The 18,795-nt window shown below is 44.4% G+C and carries 17 protein-coding genes; 8 read left to right on the top strand and 9 right to left on the bottom strand.

Annotation, left to right across the window (positions count from 1 at the left end; genetic code table 11):
• Positions 1 to 18 precede the first annotated feature (18 nt).
• Positions 19 to 2,655, bottom strand: a complete 2,637-nt coding sequence (locus MHO32_RS05170; RefSeq protein WP_239210798.1) for a hybrid sensor histidine kinase/response regulator — start codon at positions 2,653 to 2,655, stop codon at positions 19 to 21.
• Positions 2,656 to 3,286: 631 nt separating this feature from the next.
• Here MHO32_RS05170 and MHO32_RS05165 point away from each other — a divergent pair.
• Both MHO32_RS05165 and MHO32_RS05160 read left to right on the top strand, forming a co-directional pair.
• Entirely contained in the window at positions 3,287 to 4,720 is a 1,434-nt protein-coding gene (locus MHO32_RS05165; protein ID WP_239210796.1) for a glyceraldehyde-3-phosphate dehydrogenase, read from the top strand.
• Positions 4,721 to 4,975: 255 nt separating this feature from the next.
• Entirely contained in the window at positions 4,976 to 5,197 is a 222-nt protein-coding gene (locus MHO32_RS05160; protein WP_005442428.1) for a hypothetical protein, read from the top strand.
• A gap of 158 nt (positions 5,198 to 5,355) precedes the next feature.
• Here MHO32_RS05160 and MHO32_RS05155 read toward each other — a convergent pair whose 3' ends face one another.
• The 4 genes from MHO32_RS05155 to MHO32_RS05140 all read right to left on the bottom strand — a co-directional run bounded on the left by MHO32_RS05155 (position 5,356) and on the right by MHO32_RS05140 (position 7,812).
• Positions 5,356 to 5,970 (bottom strand): LysE family translocator, encoded by a 615-nt coding sequence (locus MHO32_RS05155; RefSeq protein ID WP_005433441.1) that lies wholly within the window; start codon positions 5,968 to 5,970, stop codon positions 5,356 to 5,358.
• A gap of 108 nt (positions 5,971 to 6,078) precedes the next feature.
• Positions 6,079 to 6,993, bottom strand: a complete 915-nt coding sequence (locus MHO32_RS05150; RefSeq protein ID WP_239210795.1) for a LysR family transcriptional regulator — start codon at positions 6,991 to 6,993, stop codon at positions 6,079 to 6,081.
• Complete coding sequence (locus tag MHO32_RS05145; protein ID WP_038899265.1) at positions 6,983 to 7,360, bottom strand: nuclear transport factor 2 family protein; 378 nt, start codon at positions 7,358 to 7,360, stop codon at positions 6,983 to 6,985. The genes MHO32_RS05150 and MHO32_RS05145 overlap by 11 nt, the downstream gene beginning before the upstream one ends.
• Positions 7,357 to 7,812 carry an Lrp/AsnC family transcriptional regulator gene (locus MHO32_RS05140; RefSeq protein ID WP_017188717.1) on the bottom strand — a complete coding sequence of 152 codons (456 nt, stop codon included), beginning with the start codon at positions 7,810 to 7,812 and terminating at the stop codon, positions 7,357 to 7,359. Before MHO32_RS05140 ends, MHO32_RS05145 begins: the two co-directional genes overlap by 4 nt.
• Positions 7,813 to 7,987: 175 nt before the next feature.
• On the opposite strand from MHO32_RS05140, the gene yjeH reads away from it, so the two are divergent.
• Positions 7,988 to 9,256 (top strand): L-methionine/branched-chain amino acid transporter, encoded by a 1,269-nt coding sequence (gene yjeH / locus MHO32_RS05135; protein ID WP_005453554.1) that lies wholly within the window; start codon positions 7,988 to 7,990, stop codon positions 9,254 to 9,256.
• 5 nt (positions 9,257 to 9,261) lie between these two features.
• Here the strand turns inward: yjeH and pdxR are convergent, their stop codons facing one another.
• A complete protein-coding gene (pdxR, locus tag MHO32_RS05130; protein ID WP_239210792.1) occupies positions 9,262 to 10,695 on the bottom strand; it encodes a MocR-like pyridoxine biosynthesis transcription factor PdxR in 1,434 nt (477 codons plus the stop codon).
• Between the two features lie 100 nt (positions 10,696 to 10,795).
• Between pdxR and MHO32_RS05125 the strand changes: the two genes are divergently transcribed.
• Positions 10,796 to 11,452 carry a pyridoxamine 5'-phosphate oxidase family protein gene (locus tag MHO32_RS05125; protein ID WP_239210790.1) on the top strand — a complete coding sequence of 219 codons (657 nt, stop codon included), beginning with the start codon at positions 10,796 to 10,798 and terminating at the stop codon, positions 11,450 to 11,452.
• Here the strand turns inward: MHO32_RS05125 and MHO32_RS05120 are convergent.
• Together MHO32_RS05120 and MHO32_RS05115 are read right to left on the bottom strand one after the other, a co-directional pair.
• Positions 11,433 to 12,755, bottom strand: a complete 1,323-nt coding sequence (locus tag MHO32_RS05120) for an ATP-binding protein (protein WP_239210788.1) — start codon at positions 12,753 to 12,755, stop codon at positions 11,433 to 11,435. The genes MHO32_RS05125 and MHO32_RS05120 overlap by 20 nt on opposite strands.
• A gap of 3 nt (positions 12,756 to 12,758) precedes the next feature.
• Positions 12,759 to 13,451: a response regulator transcription factor gene (locus MHO32_RS05115; protein ID WP_005453547.1), complete on the bottom strand. Its 693-nt coding sequence runs from the start codon at positions 13,449 to 13,451 to the stop codon at positions 12,759 to 12,761.
• Positions 13,452 to 13,820: 369 nt separating this feature from the next.
• Here MHO32_RS05115 and MHO32_RS05110 point away from each other — a divergent pair, with 369 nt between their 5' ends.
• Both MHO32_RS05110 and MHO32_RS05105 read left to right on the top strand, forming a co-directional pair.
• On the top strand, positions 13,821 to 15,350 hold the full coding sequence (locus tag MHO32_RS05110; protein WP_239210784.1) for a hypothetical protein: 1,530 nt from the start codon (positions 13,821 to 13,823) through the stop codon (positions 15,348 to 15,350).
• A 12-nt stretch (positions 15,351 to 15,362) separates the two neighbouring features.
• Positions 15,363 to 16,052, top strand: coding sequence for a hypothetical protein (locus MHO32_RS05105; protein ID WP_049536526.1), 690 nt, complete (start codon positions 15,363 to 15,365; stop codon positions 16,050 to 16,052).
• A 76-nt stretch (positions 16,053 to 16,128) separates the two neighbouring features.
• Here the strand turns inward: MHO32_RS05105 and MHO32_RS05100 are convergent, their stop codons facing one another.
• Positions 16,129 to 17,130 (bottom strand): AraC family transcriptional regulator, encoded by a 1,002-nt coding sequence (locus MHO32_RS05100; protein WP_009696245.1) that lies wholly within the window; start codon positions 17,128 to 17,130, stop codon positions 16,129 to 16,131.
• Positions 17,131 to 17,237: 107 nt separating this feature from the next.
• On the opposite strand from MHO32_RS05100, the gene MHO32_RS05095 reads away from it, so the two are divergent.
• Both MHO32_RS05095 and MHO32_RS05090 read left to right on the top strand, forming a co-directional pair.
• The gene (locus tag MHO32_RS05095) at positions 17,238 to 17,564 is read left to right on the top strand and encodes an MFS transporter (RefSeq protein ID WP_005433326.1); all 327 of its coding nucleotides are present in this window, start codon (positions 17,238 to 17,240) and stop codon (positions 17,562 to 17,564) included.
• Positions 17,564 to 18,787, top strand: a complete 1,224-nt coding sequence (locus MHO32_RS05090) for an HlyD family secretion protein (RefSeq protein ID WP_188014320.1) — start codon at positions 17,564 to 17,566, stop codon at positions 18,785 to 18,787. The genes MHO32_RS05095 and MHO32_RS05090 overlap by 1 nt, the downstream gene beginning before the upstream one ends.
• Positions 18,788 to 18,795: the final 8 nt, after the last annotated feature.

Raw genomic sequence — 18,795 nt, 5'->3', positions numbered from 1 at the left:
TCGGCTCGCAGACACGATTTAAGCAAGCTTTAGTTCATTAAACAACTCAAACAGTTGATTCGACTTGTAAGGTTTCGGTAAGTAAGCATCCATTCCCGCAGCAAAGCAGTTTTGAATATCTTCTTCGAGCACACTTGCTGTCAAAGCAATAATGGTGATCTTCCCACTTCCTACTTCTTTCTCCCAGCGGCGAATTTCTTTTGTTGCGGTCAAACCATCCATAACTGGCATCATGCAATCCATAAGAATTGCATCAAACTTCTCCCCCTTAGTGATGGCTTCTAATGCCTCTTGCCCATTGCTGGCAATCAGATAATCGTATCCCGCCTTGTCTAAGAAAAAGCTGGCTATCTTTTGGTTCATCAAGTTATCTTCAGCAATCAAAATACGACGATGTGTACGTGACTGGTTGATATTATGAACGACTGCCGAATGTGTGACATGGTAACTTTGAGTATTTTGTTCAATGTGCGCGAGTTCATCAATAGCATGCCTAAAGCGGTTACCTAAAAAAGGTAAAGTCAGCACAGAATGAATACGCTCAGAATTGGTGTAGGTAGAGATCAAATGATGTTGGCAAACAATGATTCGGCTAATATCAACCGTACGCGCTAACTCGTCTATTACAGAATCCAACGCCACTCTGCCATCATGACAATAAAAGATCACTTCCAGCCCCTTTGTAGAAGTCGGTAAATCCTTAATGCTACTTACCTCTGAAAGCTGAATACCAGCTAAACGACACTCTTTCATAATTTGATCGGCATACGCGTAGTTATCTCCAATGAGAATACCGTTACGAATGGTTTCTGAGCGCCAACCTACGGTCGGCAACACTTCCACTTCAATTGAGAACTCAAAACTGGTTCCCACTCCTTTTGAAGACGTCGCGGTTAACTTGCCGCCCATCATAGCCACCAGTTGACGACAAATGGCCAAGCCTAGTCCTGTCCCTCCAAACTGACGTGATATACCTTCGTCTTCTTGAGTGAAAGGCTCGAAGATGGAATCAAGCTTGTCCTTTTCTATACCTACACCGGTGTCGGATACTCGAAAAATCAAAAATACGCTCTTTTGTGTGGTGGATTCTTGGTAGTCAACATCCACATTGATGCAGCCCTTCTCTGTGAACTTCACCGCGTTCGATACCAAGTTCATAACAATTTGTTTGATTCGATGGTCATCAACCTTGATGCGCGCAGGAATGCGCTCATCTAAATTGATATTCAGTTCTAATTGCTTGGACGTGGCTTTGGACTGGAACAAAGTCATCGATTGGTACACGACTTCACGAATATCTGTTTCGATAAGAGAAAGCTGTAAATGACCTGATTCAATCTTAGATAGATCAAGGATGTCATTAAGTAACGTGAGCAAGGTATGCGACGAGGTATCAATATCGGTTAAGACTTCTTTTTGATGATCTGAAAGTTCACTTTGTGACAGGATCTCTGTCATCCCGATAATCCCGTTCAAAGGGGTTCGAATTTCATGAGACATGCTTGCAAGAAAGACCGACTTTGCGCGGTTTGCCGAAATAGCAGATTCTTTGGTTTGCAAAATCTCTTCTGTTTGTCGGTTTTGCTCCTCCATCATTCGATTAACTTGTTGTGCAAAGATCGTGAACTCATCATTGCCATCAACCACCACCTTCTCCCCCTTTACATGTTCATGGATTAAGGTGTTAAGCGAATGAATAATCGAGTCCAATTTACTATGCACACGATACCAAGTACCAAAGCCTAACCAACATAACAGGATGATGATGACCATCACGCCCGAGGTCATGAGTGTTATGCTCTGCTTTTGCGAACTGACTTGGACCAATAATGCGCTTTCAACCTGTTGCGTGAAACCTGCGGTCATGACTTGCAAACGTTGAACACGGTGGTCAAGATCTCGTAAATAAGTCACATAGTCAGATTGGGACATCTCTCCTGCCAATAAACGTCCTCGGGCTTCGATACTCGACAAATAACGAGGAGACGTATACAAACTAAGGAGCTTTTCTACCTGCTCATTTGATGCACCTAACTTTAAGAATCCTTCCAGACTTTGCTGTTGGCGCTCAATGGCTTGAAAGAACATGTTTTGATTCGGTTGGCTATCAGGCTGTAGCACCAACCGATACGTCAACCAAGCTTCTTTTTGCGTCCAGTAAGAAAGTTGAGCAAGATAAGCGATGAAATCTTGCATCCAATGCGCTTCATCACTATCAAACAAGTGATTATGTTGAACCAGTGATTGAGACATTTCTTGCAACAGGCGAAACGACCAATCTCCGGCATCCACACTGTCTCTCAAGTCACCAGAGATCAAATCTAACATCGCTCGCTTAAGGTCATCAGAATACTCGGCAGTATAACTGTTCTGTATAAACTTCTCGTAGATAGAAAGCGCTCTATCACGTTGTACTTTCACTTCAATTGGTAAAGGCTGCTCTTCTCCATATCGATGACGCTCCTTCTCCATGTCATAGACAAAATGAGACGCTTCGGAAATCAGTTTCAATCCTTGAATATTACTGACCGTTTGATTGAGTTGATCGACTCTTTGAGAGTTAACGACAAATTGGTGAACGGCAAACACAGAAATAACCACCGCGGGTAACAGTGCGAGTAGAGCTAAACGTAATTTTATAGAAAGTTTTATCATCCGTTTGCCCGTGTTAGGAAAAGGCTCTCGAATTAATACTAGACCACTTTCATAGATTGAATATGAACTTGTATGAAGTGTTTTATCGGCAACTTAATCGGTCTGAACTGCCCAAACGGCTAAAAACAACACTCATTACCCTTCTATACATTGAGGTCATAAGAAGGAAAAATGTGATTGCTTGCAAAATTTTGCTGCATCATTTTTAAACAGATTTAGTTAAACCAACTCATACCATGGGCGAACTTAAAGATACCGCCTAAAATGGCGAAAAACGTTTACCATTTAAGTGTTAAAGATTATCCATATCACATTATTTAAAAGGAAGTTCACCTTGTTACATATACTCACTTTGAGATGAACCTTTATTGTCGCGAAATAAGTTTTATAGATAGGAAAAGTCAATCCCTATAAAACACCGCTTTAGTCACATTAATAAGCCAAAAAATGAATCATACCCCACACTTTTAACTGGATTTATTTTTCCTAGCAGAATAAGACCTCCACCCGTACAATCCGCACACATAATTATTACAACCTAATTACAAAACACCCTCACTTCACGCTCTACCGTTGAGGTAACAGCAGAAAGTAAGGTCAGCCCCCAAAACGTGAAAGGTCCAAAACAACAATGAGTCCAGAGAAATATCTCCAAGACTGGCAAACTAGCCAAACGATTGCTGAATCTATTTCCCCTCTTATTGGTAAGTTATATCGTCAAAAAGGAATCGAAGTGGTTCTGTTTGGTAAAACACTTATCAACGCAACAACCATCGACATTCTCAAAACTCACCGTATTGCAAGACGTTACACCGGAAGCCCTCTTTCTCTTGAACAAACCATGCCAATCATCCAAACGCTGTGCGAAATGAGCATCTCGTCTTGTCGTGTTGATGTTGGTCAGCTTGCTGGTATGTACTGGAAAGATCACGAAGATACTGCCGCACTTAGCGACTTTTTACACACAGCACTTCAAGGTGCTCGTGATGCCGACTCTTCTCTAGCAGCTCGTGACGTGGTTCTTTATGGCTTCGGTCGTATCGGTCGCCTATTGACTCGCCTGCTGATTGAAAAGAGTGGTCCGGGTTACCCGCTTCGTCTGCGTGCAATTGTTGTGCGTGGCGGAAAGAAAGGCGATCTAGAAAAACGTGCTAGCTTGCTCCGTCGTGACTCAGTTCATGGACAGTTCAACGGTAGTATCGTGATTGATGAAGAGCGTAAAGCACTGATCGTGAACGGTAACTACATTCAAATTATTTACGCGAATAACCCAAGTGATGTGGACTACTCAGTTTACGGCATCAACAACGCACTTGTTGTTGATAACACAGGTGTTTGGCGTGATGCCGAAGGTCTAAGCCAACACGTAGCATGTAACGGTGCAGAAAAAGTACTGCTTACTGCACCAGGTAAAGGCGACATCAAGAACGTCGTATTTGGTGTGAATGAATCTGTGATTCAAGAAGATGACACTATCATCTCCGCAGCGAGCTGTACGACTAACGCTATCACTCCGGTTCTTAAAGCCCTGAACGACAAGTACGGTGTGCTTTCTGGACACATTGAGACCGTTCACTCTTACACCAACGATCAAAACCTAATCGACAACTTCCACTCAGGCGATCGCCGTGGTCGTAGTGCTTCATTGAACATGGTTCTTACGTCAACAGGCGCAGCGAAAGCGGTAGCAAAAGCACTTCCAGAACTTGCAGGTAAGCTTACAGGCAACGCAATTCGTGTACCGACTCCGAACGTATCAATGGCTGTTGCAAACCTTAACTTGGGTGAAGATGTAGACCGTGATTCGCTGAACGAATACCTACGTGAAATGGCATTAAACTCTGAGCTTTCTGCGCAAATCGATTACACAGATTCGACAGAAATCGTATCAAGCGATCTAGTTGGCTCTCGCCACGCAGGTGTGGTCGACGGTCAAGCAACCATCGCTCAAGACAAGCGCTGTGTACTGTACATCTGGTACGACAACGAATTTGGTTACAGCTGCCAAGTTGTACACTGTATGGAACAAATGATGGGTGTTCGTTACCAAACATTCCCTCGATAAGGTGAACCTTGCTCCACAACGTTAACCACAATGTGTATCGAGCAACACCCCAGCATTTGTTTTAAATAATAAGCGCCTTGCGCATTACTAATATACTTCCCCGCTTATACGCCTGATGACCCTCAGGCGTTTTTTCGTTTTAAGACTCTTTGACATTCCTCAGACAAATCGATGCGAAATTGAACGGTATATTCATGTTTCGTTCATGTTCAGCGCAATAATATGAACCCATAGATTGAAAGAGAGGTCATGATTATGAATCGAATTATCGTTACTGCATTGGCACTGATTACTGGCTTTTTTACTTTGGTATTTAGCCTAATCATGGCGATTCCATTGACCATCGCAGCCCTGATTACTGGTAAACGTATTGAAAAGCGTGTGAAGCAAATGCAACAAGAAATGCATGAAGAGTATGAATTCAATACGGGTAAGTCCGACGCAATTGAAGGCGAGTTTGAAGAAGTTCGTCGCTAACGCTTCTGAAGGTTCCACACTCCCCCTATGTTCCTGAGCAACCTTCTTTGCTGACATCCTATCTCGTTAAGAGTTAGGATGTTTTTTTATTGGTCATCGACGAAAAAGGCTACCATTACGGTAGCCTTTTAACTTCATGAGCAGTGCATTCTACTTGGTTAAATCGTCACAACCACACGCACTGCCAGCAACATTAAAACGATGCCAGACAGTCGGTCAATCAATACAGCCTTTGAGCGAATACGGTCAACAACTCGTGAGTTAGACAATACCAATGTGATGAACGTATACCACAAACCATCAACAACAAATGGGGTCGCGACGATAATCATTTGGTTACTTAGGTCATTACCTAACGCAACAAATTGACTGAACAGTGCAATAAAGAACAGTGCAATTTTCGGACTTAGAATCGAAATCAGAAAACCCTCTCGCGCCGATTGCAAAACCGTCGTCTCTTCACCGGATTCTAACTTCGCCGCTACGCCCCCCTTTGAACGCAATGCATTGAAACCAAGATACGCCAAGTAAGCTGCACCAGCTAAACTAATAGTCTTAAATAACAATGGGCTTTGTTGAAGTACCACGGCCAAACCGATCAAGGTAATGAAAGCATAAATACCGATACCAAACGCGTGTGCCCATGCGGTAGCCAAACCATTCACACGACCACCAGCCAACGAGTGCTTAGCAACAATCGCTAAACTCGGTCCTGGCGACATCGCCCCTAGTAAACACACGGTAAAAAGTGATAGCCAAACTGTTAGTGTCATAAGAATCTCCCCTCTTTGACGCTAATCTATCAATGGAATAGGTATAATTAGAAATCAAAGTTTTTCATACTAGCCATGATTTGAAATCATAAGGCAACAATGCATTTATTATCGAATGGAATACTCTGAAATCTGCATGACCGAACGAATCTCTTCGCGCACCCATTTATGTGCAGGATCCGTATCGTATTTTGGATGCCACATTAACCAATACTGATGAATAGGCGTTTCGAGAGGTAGTGCTTTATGGGCTAAGTCCCAATGCTTTGCGAGATTGACCGCAATATGCTCTGGAACCACCATCAGATGTTCACTAGAAACTAGGCGATTGATAGCAGCAGAGAAGAAAGGCACTTTGAACGTGACATGACGTGTATGCCCTAGCTCTCTTAACGCGAAATCGGTGTAAGAATCTTTATCTCCACCGCCTGTTACTTTGATATGAGAGTAAGAAATTAAATCTTCAACGCTGATGCTATCTTGCTTTGCTAAAGGGTGAGAGGCTTTCATCAAACAGACTGATGAGTCTTCACCAATCTTCACACTAGACACACCTTGAGGCTTCTCTGGATACATGGAAGACGCGATATGAATACCAGTCTCATGAAGCTTATCTAGAAAGTCTGGTTGCCACAATCGATACGCCATATCCAACCGAGGAGCAAAGCCACTCAAGTGCGAGGCAATGTCAGGGAGTACGTATTGTGCGACGTAGTCACTCGATGCCAATACTAGCTCCCCTTTCCAATCTGCGGGTTCAAAAGGCTTGTCATCGAGAAGATGATCGAACTCAGCCAATAAGTCGTCCAACTTCTCTTTTAGAAGTAGTGCTCTTGGCGTTGGAATCAGTTGGTTCCCCTGCCGAACCAATAAGGGATCGCCGCACAACTCACGTAACTGCGCTAACTGACGGCTTACCGCCGATTGGGTGATATGCAAACGCTCGGCAGTTTTGCTCACATGGCACTCTTCAAGCAATACATGCAAAGAACGCAGCAGATTCAGATTGATGTTATTCAGCACGTTCTACCCATTTCGCGCGCCAATCTGCGGCGGCATACTCTTCTGGCCAGTATTCAACTTGTTTGCGAATCAACCCATCTCGCACGGTGTGAAAAGTAATCGCCCGATCGGAGCGGACGCCATCGCTTACTATAACGTCAGTGACCACTTGCTCACCGTCACTTACGATACGCTCTATAGTAAAGGTCCACTCACCTTCTGCTGGATAAGCAGAGTTCAATTGGGCAAAATTCTTTCTGCCACGAATCACTTCTTTCGTCAGTGGCCAAACTACTTCACAATCAGGCGCAAGGAGTTCCGCTGCTGCATAGAAGTCATTGCTTGCCATTACTTTCCAGAAGTTGAGGACGATGTCTTTCTCGGTCATTTTACGAACTTGCTCCCTGTCGTATTGAAAAACTCCGTTAACACGGTATGTGTCATCACGTTACGAAGCTCTGGATAGCTTTGGATATAGTCTCGAATCTCGTTGAGGCGAGCGATATTCGGAACTTCGACAAACAGCATCATATCGGTTTCACCACTGATTGCATGGCACCATTTCACACCATCAATTTTGTACAGATCATTCGCGTAGTTATCACAGTGATGACTAGAGGCTGATGTATCAAACTTCAGCGCCATATACGCACAAATCGTCGACTCTTTGGATGTCGCAATATCGGCATGATAGCCAAGGATCACTTGGTCATTTTCAAGCTTTTTGATTCGAGCTGTCACAGCAGAACGTGACAAGCTAACTTGCTCTGAGATTTCAGTAATAGAGAGACGGGCATTCTGCCGTAATAGATCTATGATCTGATGATCAAATTTGTCCATAACATCACCAAGCTTTCCTTAATTTTTTCATTCTACTCAATTACAACTTATTGAAAACCGACAATTTGCTGTTTATCGGTAAAACAACCGTCATTTTGACGGTCGACAACATCATTTTGATATGCAGAATTTAGATATGCTTGTGGCTTGCATTACCTAGATGTTCGAGGTCGTTATGGAACAACTCAAAAAAGACATTACGCTGATATCAGGAATTGGTCAGCTATCGACAACCTTAATGGGCACGGGTCTATTTATGATTCCAGCGATTGCCGCTGGCATTGCAGGGCACTTCTCACTTTGGGCTTGGATTATTTTATTCATTGCTATTTGTCCCATCGCTTTGACTTTCGCTCAGTTGGGCAAGCGCTATCCAAGTGCTGGCGGCACGGCGTATTTTGTTCGTAAAGCATTTAATAGCAAACTAGAGAGCAGCGTCGCGTGGTTATTTGTTAGTGTTATTCCTGTTGGTGTCCCTGCTGCTGTCGCACTTGCCGCTGGCTTTTTACAACAACTGTTACCAGAGTCCATTAGTAACCACCTTTTCGCTCAAATTCTCACAGTGGCTCTGCTAGTGGTCGTTAATCTACTTGGCACTAAATCATCGGGGCGGCTACAGACGGTCATCGCATTGAGCATTTTTGCTTTAGTCGGTGCATTTTTGTGGAAAGGCGATGTGGGACCTGTTGATTTAAGCATGCCTAAGATAACGACGGATTCGACATGGTCAGTTGCTGCAGCGCTTGGTGTCATGTTCTGGTGTTTTGTCGGAATAGAAGCCTTTGCACACATGGGAGAAGAGTTTAAGAACCCACAACGAGACTTCCCGATCGCGATCATCGTTGGCTGCTTTGTCGCGGGTGCAACCTATTGGGCATGTTCTGTCGTGATATTGAAGTTTGGTGCTTACGGCAGTGCTGAGTTCGACAGCGCATCAATTCCTTGGTTGAGCGCACATCTATTTGGTGATCATGCGAAATGGCTTATCAGTATTATTGGTTTCTCAGCATGTTTCGCTAGTGTAAACCTCTACACTCAAAGTCTGGCTCGAATGGTGTGGGCGCAAGCAAGAGAACACAAGCCAACCAGTGCTATCGCGAGAGTGTCCGTTCGGGGCGTTCCTGCCAATGCAACGCTAGTCGTTGGCGCAATTTTGCTTGCTTCTTGTGTTATTGGTTCGCTATCGGGGCTGGATTTGGAGTTCTTCCTTAAGCTCGCGAATGGCATTTTTGTTCTGGTCTACCTGCTCGCTATGCTTGCCGCTTATAAGTTGTTGCAAGGCTGGGGAAAGACGCTCGCGGGAATTTCTTTGGTATTGTGCACCGCAGTGTTCATTTGTTTGGGTTGGTCTATGCTCTACGCCATCACTATTTTTGCCGTGCTGTCTTTACCGTGGAAGCAATGGCGAAAAAAGAACCCTAAACGGGTGATTGAGCAAGACTGATACTCTTATTCAAACAGCTCAGAAATCTGTTCAACCAGAGCATCAATCTCACCAAGCGCGACATTGCCATAACCAAGAACCACTCCTTGCCAATCTCGCACTTTATACTCTGGGTGCTCATAAAAACTCATCGGGCGCAGCACGATACCTCGAATCTTCGCTCGCTGTGTCCATTCGTTCTCATCAATACCTTGTTGCCACTTCAACGTGATATGAAGACCGGCAGCTTGACTGATCACCTTAACTTTATCACCAAAGTGTTTTTCTATCGCCATACACAATTGCTCATGTTTGGTTTTGTACAGTCGACGCATTTTACGAATATGGCGGAGTAACCCTCCTTCAGTGATGAAATCAGCCAAAGCCTCTTGAGTATGAGAGGGAGAATCCCCGCTTAGCGCATCTTTAATCACTAAGCATTCTTCAACTAAAGCATCTGGTACAACAAGATACCCAAGCCGCAACCCGTTAAACATGACTTTACTAAAAGAGCCTACATAAAGAACGCGATCATCACGTCCCATTTGGGCTGCAAGCCCTTGCAAGCTGGTATATGGGCGATGGGCAAACTGAAACTCACTGTCGTAATCATCTTCGATAATCCAACGTGACAGTTGCACCGCCCAGTTAATGATCTTTCCTCTTTGTTCGGTATTAAGCGTTGTGCCCATCGGATATTGGTTACTTGGCGTGACATATAAAGCATCTGCATTGCTGGCCGTTACCGCTTCCACATCGAAACCCAATTGCTCTCGAATATAGAGTGGCTCAAATTGATATTGCTGGAATTGAATCAACTTACGCATTTGCGCGTAGCCCGGTTGTTCCATCAAGACTTTGCTACCCGGCTTAAGAGTAACCATAGTGGCAATCGACAACGCTTGCTGAGCCCCGGAGGTAATAATTATCCGCTCAGGGGAACAGCTCACAGAGCGGCTTGATGCAAGGTAGTTAGCTAAAGCGCAACGCAATGCCCAGCTTCCTTGAATATCTTGATTGCCCAACAAGCACGTGCGAGACATATGGCGTGCGAGTAACTTTTGCCATTGAGCCATCGGAAATGCGTCCAAATCAGGCACACCCGGTGCAAATGCACGGTTGATATCAAAGTTACTTTTCGGTGATAAGCCCTTCTTTTCTGAATTAGGCTCAGGCAGATACTGCTCTGGTAATTCCACTGCGACATAAAATCCCGAGCCTTTTTGGCTGATTAAATAACCTTCCGCCACCAACTGCTCATAGGCTGCGATCACCGTATTCCGGCTGATATTAAGCCCTTGTGAGAGTTTTCGTGTTGAAGGTAACTTGCCGTTTTTTGCCCACAATCCTTGAACAATTTTCTCGCGAATTGCGAAAAATAGCGCCTGTTGACGCGTCCCATCACTGTGCTTTAAGTACAAGTCACCAATATCAATCAAAGACAAACTGGATCCATCCATAAGTTAAAACTGGCTCTCTTTAAGCTACCAGTTGAGCGCTACATTGCAATCAAAGATTGAGGAGCAAGTGCTTACCCATATGAGTAAATAAGGAGAAAAAATGTTATCCAGCACCAATAGAACCGAGATAAAGAAAGGCGCACATAAGGCGGTGACGGATGTCGATAAGCTACACGCCATAATAGACGAAAGCTTAATCGCTCATATTGCAATAACCAATGATACGGGTCCGGTGGTTATCCCTATGTTGGCTTGGCGTGTCGACAATTATGTCTATATCCATGCCGCGAACAACAGCCGGCTATTACGCTCGCTCAAACAAGGAGTACAAACGTGCCTAACCTTTACTTTATTTGATGGTTGGGTGTTAGCTCGAAGTGCTTTTCATCATAGCGCACATTATCGCAGTGCCGTCGTCTTTGGGCAGTTTGAAGTCGTAGAAGATAATAATGAGAAAGACAGACTTCTGAATCATTTTATTGAGCAAATTGCGCCAGGTCGAACCGAAGAAGTGCGTTTGAGTAACGAAAAAGAGCTCAAAGCGACCATGTTACTGCGCATCTCCTTGGCGGAAGCATCGGTCAAAGTCAGTAACTTTGGCGTCAACGACGATGCAGAAGACATGGATCTTCCCGTTTGGGCGGGAGTCTTGCCGTACCGGACTGTGGTAGGTCCGCTTCAAGCTTGTGACGATTTATATGAAGGTATATTAGAACCAGATTATCGTAGTGCTTACCCTAATCGTTGGCAGGAATAAGCACCGTAAAGCGCGCCCCACCTAAATGGCTTTCGCCGACAGAAAGCTCCCAACCCAGTTGCCTTGCTGCACTGGTTGCAATGGCTAACCCCAAGCCAAACCCTTTCACGTCGGCGTTACGGCTCCCATCTAAACGTGAGAACGGGATAAACACTTCTTCACGTTTCTCTTCCGGAATGCCAGGACCATCGTCTTCAATATCAACAATCCAAAAGTGCTCTACAGAACGAATCGTGACCTCTACGCTGAATTCCCCATAACGTTTTGCGTTTTGCAGTAAGTTATCCAGAACCAAGTTCCCTAATGTTGGCTGTAGATGGATAGACTGGTAATCGAGATCATTTTCAACGGTCAGCTTTGCTTGTTCTAACCCACAATAATTCATGCGACTCTTGCACCACAAAGGCAACTCAATCGTTTCGATAGAGTCTTGTAACGAATGGTTCTTAAGGCTAAGTCGAGAAAGCATCACGATGTCGGATGTCAGATCCGTAACGACGTCTACGTAACGCTCAATGTCATCATGCAGTTCAGCTTGCATCTCACCCTCAGTACGCCTTGCTAAATCAGTGGCTAATTGGATTCGACTAAGTGGCGTTCGAACTTCATGAGGGATGGCTTGAGTGAAAATGTGTGTTTGACGCACTCTTCTTTCGATTTCTTCAGACATACCATTAAAGCCGTTCGCCAGCTCTTTAATCGGTGAAGAGTATTGTTCCAACTTAACGCGAGTATTCAGCTCACCTGAGCCAAATAATCCTTGTGCCTTGGTCAGTTGTCGAATCTGACGATCCAACCTTCGTACAGGGATGTATACCATAACTCCGAGGCTACAAATCACCGTGAGCAGTAGCGTCAAAATAAATATGATTTCGGAGTCCTCATCCCAATCAATATCCGGGCTGAAAAAGTCACTCTTTTCTTTAAACACTAAGCTCTGAGTAGTATTGGGCAAAGGAAACACTGCGGCGTATATGCTTCCATCAATCAAATAGACCGGAATACCTTGCATTCGATAAAGTAACTCGCAGTCCAAGCAAGGTGGTGTGCCATCCCAATTGTCGACAAGCGTTAAATCAAAGATGAAGAAATCTTGCTTTCCGTTTGCCGTTAACTTTTTGTAGAGAGAGTCCGGCGTACCTCGTTGTTCAATGTATTGATCAACAAAGTAAGCACCATCGTTGAGAAAAACACTGACTTCTGTTTTGCGCATATACTCGCCCCCCATAAAAAGGAACAAGCCAATCGTTAACGCAAGACCTGTCACCAGCCCTACATAGAGACGGGAAAACACAGAGAACATCGATTATTTGCCCGTCAGCATGTAACCGCGATTACGCACTGTTTTAATCGTTGCGGTGTGGATGTGCGCTTTGGCAAATTTTTTACGTAACGATGAAATTCGCATATCAATTGATCGATCGGTAATGCAGTACTCAATACCTCTCGCTAAGCGGCAGCATGACTCTCGGGAGACAGGTTTGTCGACATTGAGCATCAAAAGTTCCAAGATTTCGAACTCAGAATCCGTCAGGTCAATATCTTGTTCTAGATAGTACGCTTTAGAGCGACGCGTACACAGTTCAATACCGTATCGGCTCAATTCTGTCTCTTCAACCGTATCGACCTGACGGCAATAGCGACGCAAGGCGGCTTCAATCCGTGCTAAGAGAATATTACCTTTGATGGGCTTGGTTAGGTAATCATCAGCACCAAACTTAAACAAGCTTACTTCACTCATTTCATCGTCTGTTGCAGTCAGAACAATAATGATCCCGTGAAAAAACTCGCGTGCTTCCTGACATATCTCTGCGCCATTTTTACCCGGGAGCATCAGATCCAGTAACACCAAATCAGGCTTCAAATCTTTGATTGCATCTAGTGCATTTAGACCATTGTCGACCACTGTCACTAGGTAGCCCTCAGCCTCTAGGTACATTTTGGTTAATCGAGCAATCTCAGAGTCATCCTCTACGAGCAAGATTTTATTGCCAACCATGATCTATTCACTCCATCTATAAAACAGGAGAAGTATATCGTTCGTTTTGTAGGGTGCAACCCACACTGCCGACACTTTTCCTACACAGAACGGCTTACAAAGCCTTACAAACCATACATTTACAATCGGCCGTATCATTGTAGGAGTCAGAAAACAGAACAACCCTCTATTTTATAAATGAATATCAAAACTTTAATTCAGAAATAAAACCAATAATCACATATAAACCCGTTATTATTTTAGTTTTATCGAATTAATAACCTTACAACTAACCATTTTTAGTGGTTATGACTATATTTGCGCATATAGACAGAAATTTCCTATCCCCCTACATTCCTCGGCGAACCTTCAGTTTGTGAGTACAAAAAGATGAAATTCGCTCAATTAACACCTTTAGCAATGCTGTGTGTGGTCAGCCTATCTTCGTTCGGTAGCAATGAATTCAGTTCGGATACGTCAACACCTCAACCAAATCCAATCACAAGCACCGTATCTATCCCAGCAGCCGTCTCTTCACAGTTTCCACCGAAGTTAAAAGTCGCTTCTGATGCGGGGTTTACCCACTACTTGAAAGTTTCTGTTCCAGCAACCCACGATGACCAATCATTTCATATCATTGCGGTCGATGATGGAGCAAATAATGAGAAAATTTTTCGTGCAGCCAAAATCATCCAGCACTTACTCACAAACCAACCGGGGTCTAAATTCGGTGCCGACAAATCTGAGATCGCTAAGACACTAGCTGAGCACGATGCCACTTTAATGCTGACGAGAGACGATGATCAAAGCAATGAGCTATTAACTAAAGTTTTTGTTGGGGAACTGATTCGCCAAAACAAATTGAGTAATGCGGTTTTAGATTCTGGTTTAACACACAGTTTTGATACCGATTCTTTAGAAAAGTTTGTTGCTAGCATGACGGTATTGAGTGAGGACGATATGGATGTTCTCATCGATTCCATCACGTCCACATTAATGAGCAGCCAAGACACGCCAAATTGGCTGATAAACAGTCAATCTTTGATGTATCGAGAGCTGACAGTCGAAGGTGACTGTCATTACATGAGCAACTTTTCGGATTACTGCGCCTATCTCGGAGAACACGCCGATCGAGATGCCGCTTTTGAAGAAATTTTACACTTGGTCCAAGCGCAAGGTATTGCACCTAACCCGTCGACTTCGTCATTGCAAAATGAAATCCAAACACACGCGCTAAACATCTACAACGATGCTCAAGCAGGTAAGCAAACTGTCTGGCAACCGACTCAGCGTGATTGGCAAGATTGGGAGTCTGACGACTTTGATCCTGAACGTGTAAAACAAACGGGAACATCTTATTCTCACGAATACTTTGCTGCCGCTTTTGAAGCCTACATGGGCGTAGCAAAAGCAAATGGGCATGGCTTAGATGGCTATCAAGCACTAACTCGTTCAGCGATGCACACGCAAGATCCACAAGCCGTTGAGTGGATTAGTGAACTCTTCCACAGCCACTTACAATACACTGCACACATCGATTCTGAAGGCGTCAAAGTCTACACAGATAACACGCGACCAGGTACGGTTCCTACCTTCCGTATGTCACCAAATGAAAACGGTGTAGTTGAAGCATACACCTATAAATCTCAATGGCTAATAAACGTGAAGATCATTGGCGACCAAGCGATGGATGTCATCGGGAATGATCAAAATAATACATTTGAAGGCAACGGGCAAAACAACCGTATTTACGGCGAAGGTGGCGTTAACACTTATATCGTTTCGCACGCATTCGCAGACTGTACCCTTGTAACTGCGAAGAACGTATCAGTGACCTGCCCTAGCACTGGTACCGATGAATTATTCGATATACACAACATTCAATTTACCGATCAAATCCTAGATGTAACCAAGCGATAAATGATGAAAAACATGAAGAAACTTACTTTGCTCGCCCCTTTGTTCCTTGTTGGTTGTGGTGGTCTCGCCGTAATGGATCGATCCGATGCGGTGAAAGCACAACCAGAAATGTTGGTCAAAACAGATGGCGATTTCTGGGGATTTGGTGCTGATGGCTATTTCGACTTTGCTGGTAAGTACAAAGGAAAATACTCACGTAGCGCCTCAAAGTCGAGCTGGTTCAATCGCGTATCGTTTAAAGATGGGGCGATGGGTGCAGAAGTCACGCGCATCGACAATGGTAAAACTTGGCTATTGAGTTGCACGGGCGGCGGCATGTCAGTTAACTATATGGGCGTCGATTTCGGTGGAAACGATCCTTACACATGCCAAATCACCCAAGACGGTGTAAAAGTCGGTGAGTTTGCGATGGAGCCTAAATCGGCACTGATTGATATCAGCTTAGAAAAGAAAGAAACAGGCACCGTTCGCGTTGGCGACACTCATTTCAATGTGGAAACCGTACACACTAGCCCTGATTCCATGATGGCGGTAGACATTCCATTGGGTTACAGCTTTAAACAAGGCACACAAGAAATTGCGGCAGTGCAAACCAACGGCACAATCGCAGTACAGATGCTGCCAGAACTTAGCGAACAACAAAAAGATGTTGTTGCTATCGGTGCGGTTGCAAGTGCACTGAGCTGGCGTCCCGAGCAGTAAACGTCTCATACCCTAAAAACCAAAGCCGCTAAAACGAGCGGCTTTTGTTTACTAACAACACTTGTTCTTACAAAGGCTATTTTTCCAATCGAGCCGCATATTGCTTAGGCGTTAAACCACGATGTTTTTTGAACATACGATTAAAGCTGGCCACATTGGTGTAACCGAGGCGCACCGCTATATCTTCAATGCTGACGTGCTTACTCAACAAACCCGCAGCAACATTGCTCAATACGTAACCCGATACCGTGGAGAAATTGAGACCTAGTTTATGAAGCCGGCGTTGAAACTGCTGGTCAGATAATCCTAACAACGCAGAGACACGCTCTAGCGTTGGTAATCCGTAATGACTGCTGTAGTGCACCACTTCATATATCACTTTCAGTTCATCTTCTGGATCGGGCATATTGAGTAAATCATCCAAATCGGAAAAACTCATTGCTAAACGGTTGTCCTCGCGATGAATTACCTGTCGAGAAGCGAGACGGTCATCGCCGTTAATCCATATTTCGGTCTTGGGTTGGCTCCATTCTACTTCACAGCCAAAGTACTCTTTATAGAGCTCACCGTTTTTCCTAGAGCCAGAAATCATCACGCGCAATGGTTTGTAATCTTGTCCCAGAAATTCACGTAAAATCTTAATCATGAAAATCGCACAGCGAATGCTGTCATGTACTTTCACTGAGGTTTCAACGAAGGGGTTATGGTAAGTCCACTTGATGATCTTCCCTGACTGCTCGCCAGCAAAAAAAGCCCCCGATTGCAGGTTACTCACTCCGTAATTCACACGTCGAATCGTACTGGCTAAATCGTTACCAGAAAATAACCATCGACCGACAGGACCGAGTTTCTGCAATTCGATGCCACGACTCAAATTAAGCACCACATCAGGATCATTACTGAGTTGCTCAACACGTCGATACCATTCCGCGACCGCCTTTAAAGGCACCAATGTCATTGGGTTATGAAACACCGACGACGGGATCCCAAGCTCTTCAGAGCTCAAATTATACTTAGATAACGCGAGGTTATGCATATTTAAAATACCCATCGCGCGAATAAATCGAACCGTTTTCATAACCAATCACATCAAATTTAATCTTCTAGTGATTGAATTTGTCACAAACCCTCACCTATTTCAATTCCAGATCACAATACGCCAACAGTTTGATAGAGGAGTGTTTAATGAGTTTACTGAGTGTCCCATTTGTCGGAACAGGCGCAGATACAGCGTTACATGTTGTCGCTGCCGTCGTTTTAATCGCGAGTGTCGCTGGCGCATGTTACGGCTTTTGGAAAATCCATGAGTTGCCAATCAATAAGGCACACAGCAAAGACCATCACCAGATAGGGCTTATCACCGCCCTAACCTGGATAGGATTTGTCTGGCACTGGGTATGGGTGTTAGCCGTAATCTTTGCATTCGTTGATATGGAAAAAGCCATCATCAATCTGCGTGATACATGGAAAAGTAAACCGCAAACAGAAACACAGCCACAAGAGGAGGCATAATGTTAGAAGGTTTAGCGGTATGGGCACTCTTCATCTACCTGCTCCGTTTAGTCGGTATGCCTTGGAACAAAGCAACCAAATCGTTCGCTTATCTTGGCGGTTTAGGTTGGTTAATGTTCGTATGGGTAGGTCTCATTAACTTCACGCCTATGGACTTATCAGGCGGCTCTGTTGTGCAATCACCGCACATCCAATTGCGTCCAGATTCGACCAACGTGAAAGGCAAAGTTGACCATATTTACATCAAACCAAATCAACAGATTGAGAAAGGTCAGCTCATTTACGAACTCGATCCAACGCAGTATGAGATCGCATTGAACCAAGCAAGCGTGTCAGCTGATTCTGCTCGAGTAGCACTGGCAACAGCACAAGGTGATATCGAGATTGAAGAAGCAAACCATCAAGCTCTGGTACAAGATCTAGAAACCTCCAAGAGCCAATTAGAAGCGGCGAAAGTTGACTACAAATTGCAGAAAAAGATGCTCGATCGTTACGTTGAACAAAACCGTGTGGTCCAAAACACCATCACGGAAAGCGACATCGACAAACAATCGAGTGCCGTTGATATGGCGCACCACAACGTGTTAACTCTTGAATCTCAAATTAAGAAGAAACAAGTTGATATCTCACGAGCAAAACTGGCAATTCATAAAGCAGAATTAGCAGTTGAAACCAAACAGGCTGAATTGCGCCAAGCTGAGGAGCAAATTGCAAAAGCGCAATGGGATTTGAACAGTACGAAAGTTCACGCACCAGCAGATGGCTTTGTGACCAACTTTATCTTGCGTGAAGGTCAACGTGTTTCGATGATGCCGCGTATCAATATGTACACCAACGAGAAGTACGTTTTGATGCGCGTCAATCACCAAGCGATTCGTAACATCAAACCAGGTCAACCTGCGGAATTCTCTTCTTCGGTTTATCCTGGCAAGATCTTCTCTGCAACCGTAGAGGGCATTGTTGAAGCGACTGGTGAGTCACAAGGCAACCTACTTGGTTTGGATGATTCCGTTCGCGCGACAACTGGCAAGAACTTACAGAATAAGCATCACTTTGTCCGCCTTAAGATTGACGAGCCAGAAGGCTACGATATCCCTGTCGGTTCGGTTGGCTTAGCATGGGTCAGCGGCGAGAAGCCGATCGGTTTCCTAGCGTTCTTGGATGTGATTCGTGGCATCATCATCCGAATGAAGTCTCAATTGTACTTCTTCTACTCTATCTAAACTCATAA

The organism is Vibrio sp. MMH1-50 (assembly GCF_022347645.1).
GTDB classification, from domain to species: Bacteria; Pseudomonadota; Gammaproteobacteria; order Enterobacterales; family Vibrionaceae; genus Vibrio; species Vibrio harveyi.
This window is presented reverse-complemented; position numbering and strand designations above follow the sequence as displayed.

Bases quoted from the DNA above. Each gene is read 5' to 3' on its own strand.
- MHO32_RS05170 (WP_239210798.1), bottom strand. From the start codon at position 2,655: ATGATAAAACTTTCTATAAAATTACGTTTAGCTCTACTCGCACTGTTA.
- MHO32_RS05165 (WP_239210796.1), top strand. From the start codon at position 3,287: ATGAGTCCAGAGAAATATCTCCAAGACTGGCAAACTAGCCAAACGATT.
- MHO32_RS05160 (WP_005442428.1), top strand. From the start codon at position 4,976: ATGAATCGAATTATCGTTACTGCATTGGCACTGATTACTGGCTTTTTT.
- MHO32_RS05155 (WP_005433441.1), bottom strand. From the start codon at position 5,970: ATGACACTAACAGTTTGGCTATCACTTTTTACCGTGTGTTTACTAGGG.
- MHO32_RS05145 (WP_038899265.1), bottom strand. From the start codon at position 7,360: ATGACCGAGAAAGACATCGTCCTCAACTTCTGGAAAGTAATGGCAAGC.
- MHO32_RS05140 (WP_017188717.1), bottom strand. From the start codon at position 7,812: ATGGACAAATTTGATCATCAGATCATAGATCTATTACGGCAGAATGCC.
- yjeH (WP_005453554.1), top strand. From the start codon at position 7,988: ATGGAACAACTCAAAAAAGACATTACGCTGATATCAGGAATTGGTCAG.
- pdxR (WP_239210792.1), bottom strand. From the start codon at position 10,695: ATGGATGGATCCAGTTTGTCTTTGATTGATATTGGTGACTTGTACTTA.
- MHO32_RS05125 (WP_239210790.1), top strand. From the start codon at position 10,796: ATGTTATCCAGCACCAATAGAACCGAGATAAAGAAAGGCGCACATAAG.
- MHO32_RS05120 (WP_239210788.1), bottom strand. From the start codon at position 12,755: ATGTTCTCTGTGTTTTCCCGTCTCTATGTAGGGCTGGTGACAGGTCTT.
- MHO32_RS05115 (WP_005453547.1), bottom strand. From the start codon at position 13,451: ATGGTTGGCAATAAAATCTTGCTCGTAGAGGATGACTCTGAGATTGCT.
- MHO32_RS05110 (WP_239210784.1), top strand. From the start codon at position 13,821: ATGAAATTCGCTCAATTAACACCTTTAGCAATGCTGTGTGTGGTCAGC.
- MHO32_RS05105 (WP_049536526.1), top strand. From the start codon at position 15,363: ATGAAGAAACTTACTTTGCTCGCCCCTTTGTTCCTTGTTGGTTGTGGT.
- MHO32_RS05100 (WP_009696245.1), bottom strand. From the start codon at position 17,130: ATGAAAACGGTTCGATTTATTCGCGCGATGGGTATTTTAAATATGCAT.
- MHO32_RS05095 (WP_005433326.1), top strand. From the start codon at position 17,238: ATGAGTTTACTGAGTGTCCCATTTGTCGGAACAGGCGCAGATACAGCG.
- MHO32_RS05090 (WP_188014320.1), top strand. From the start codon at position 17,564: ATGTTAGAAGGTTTAGCGGTATGGGCACTCTTCATCTACCTGCTCCGT.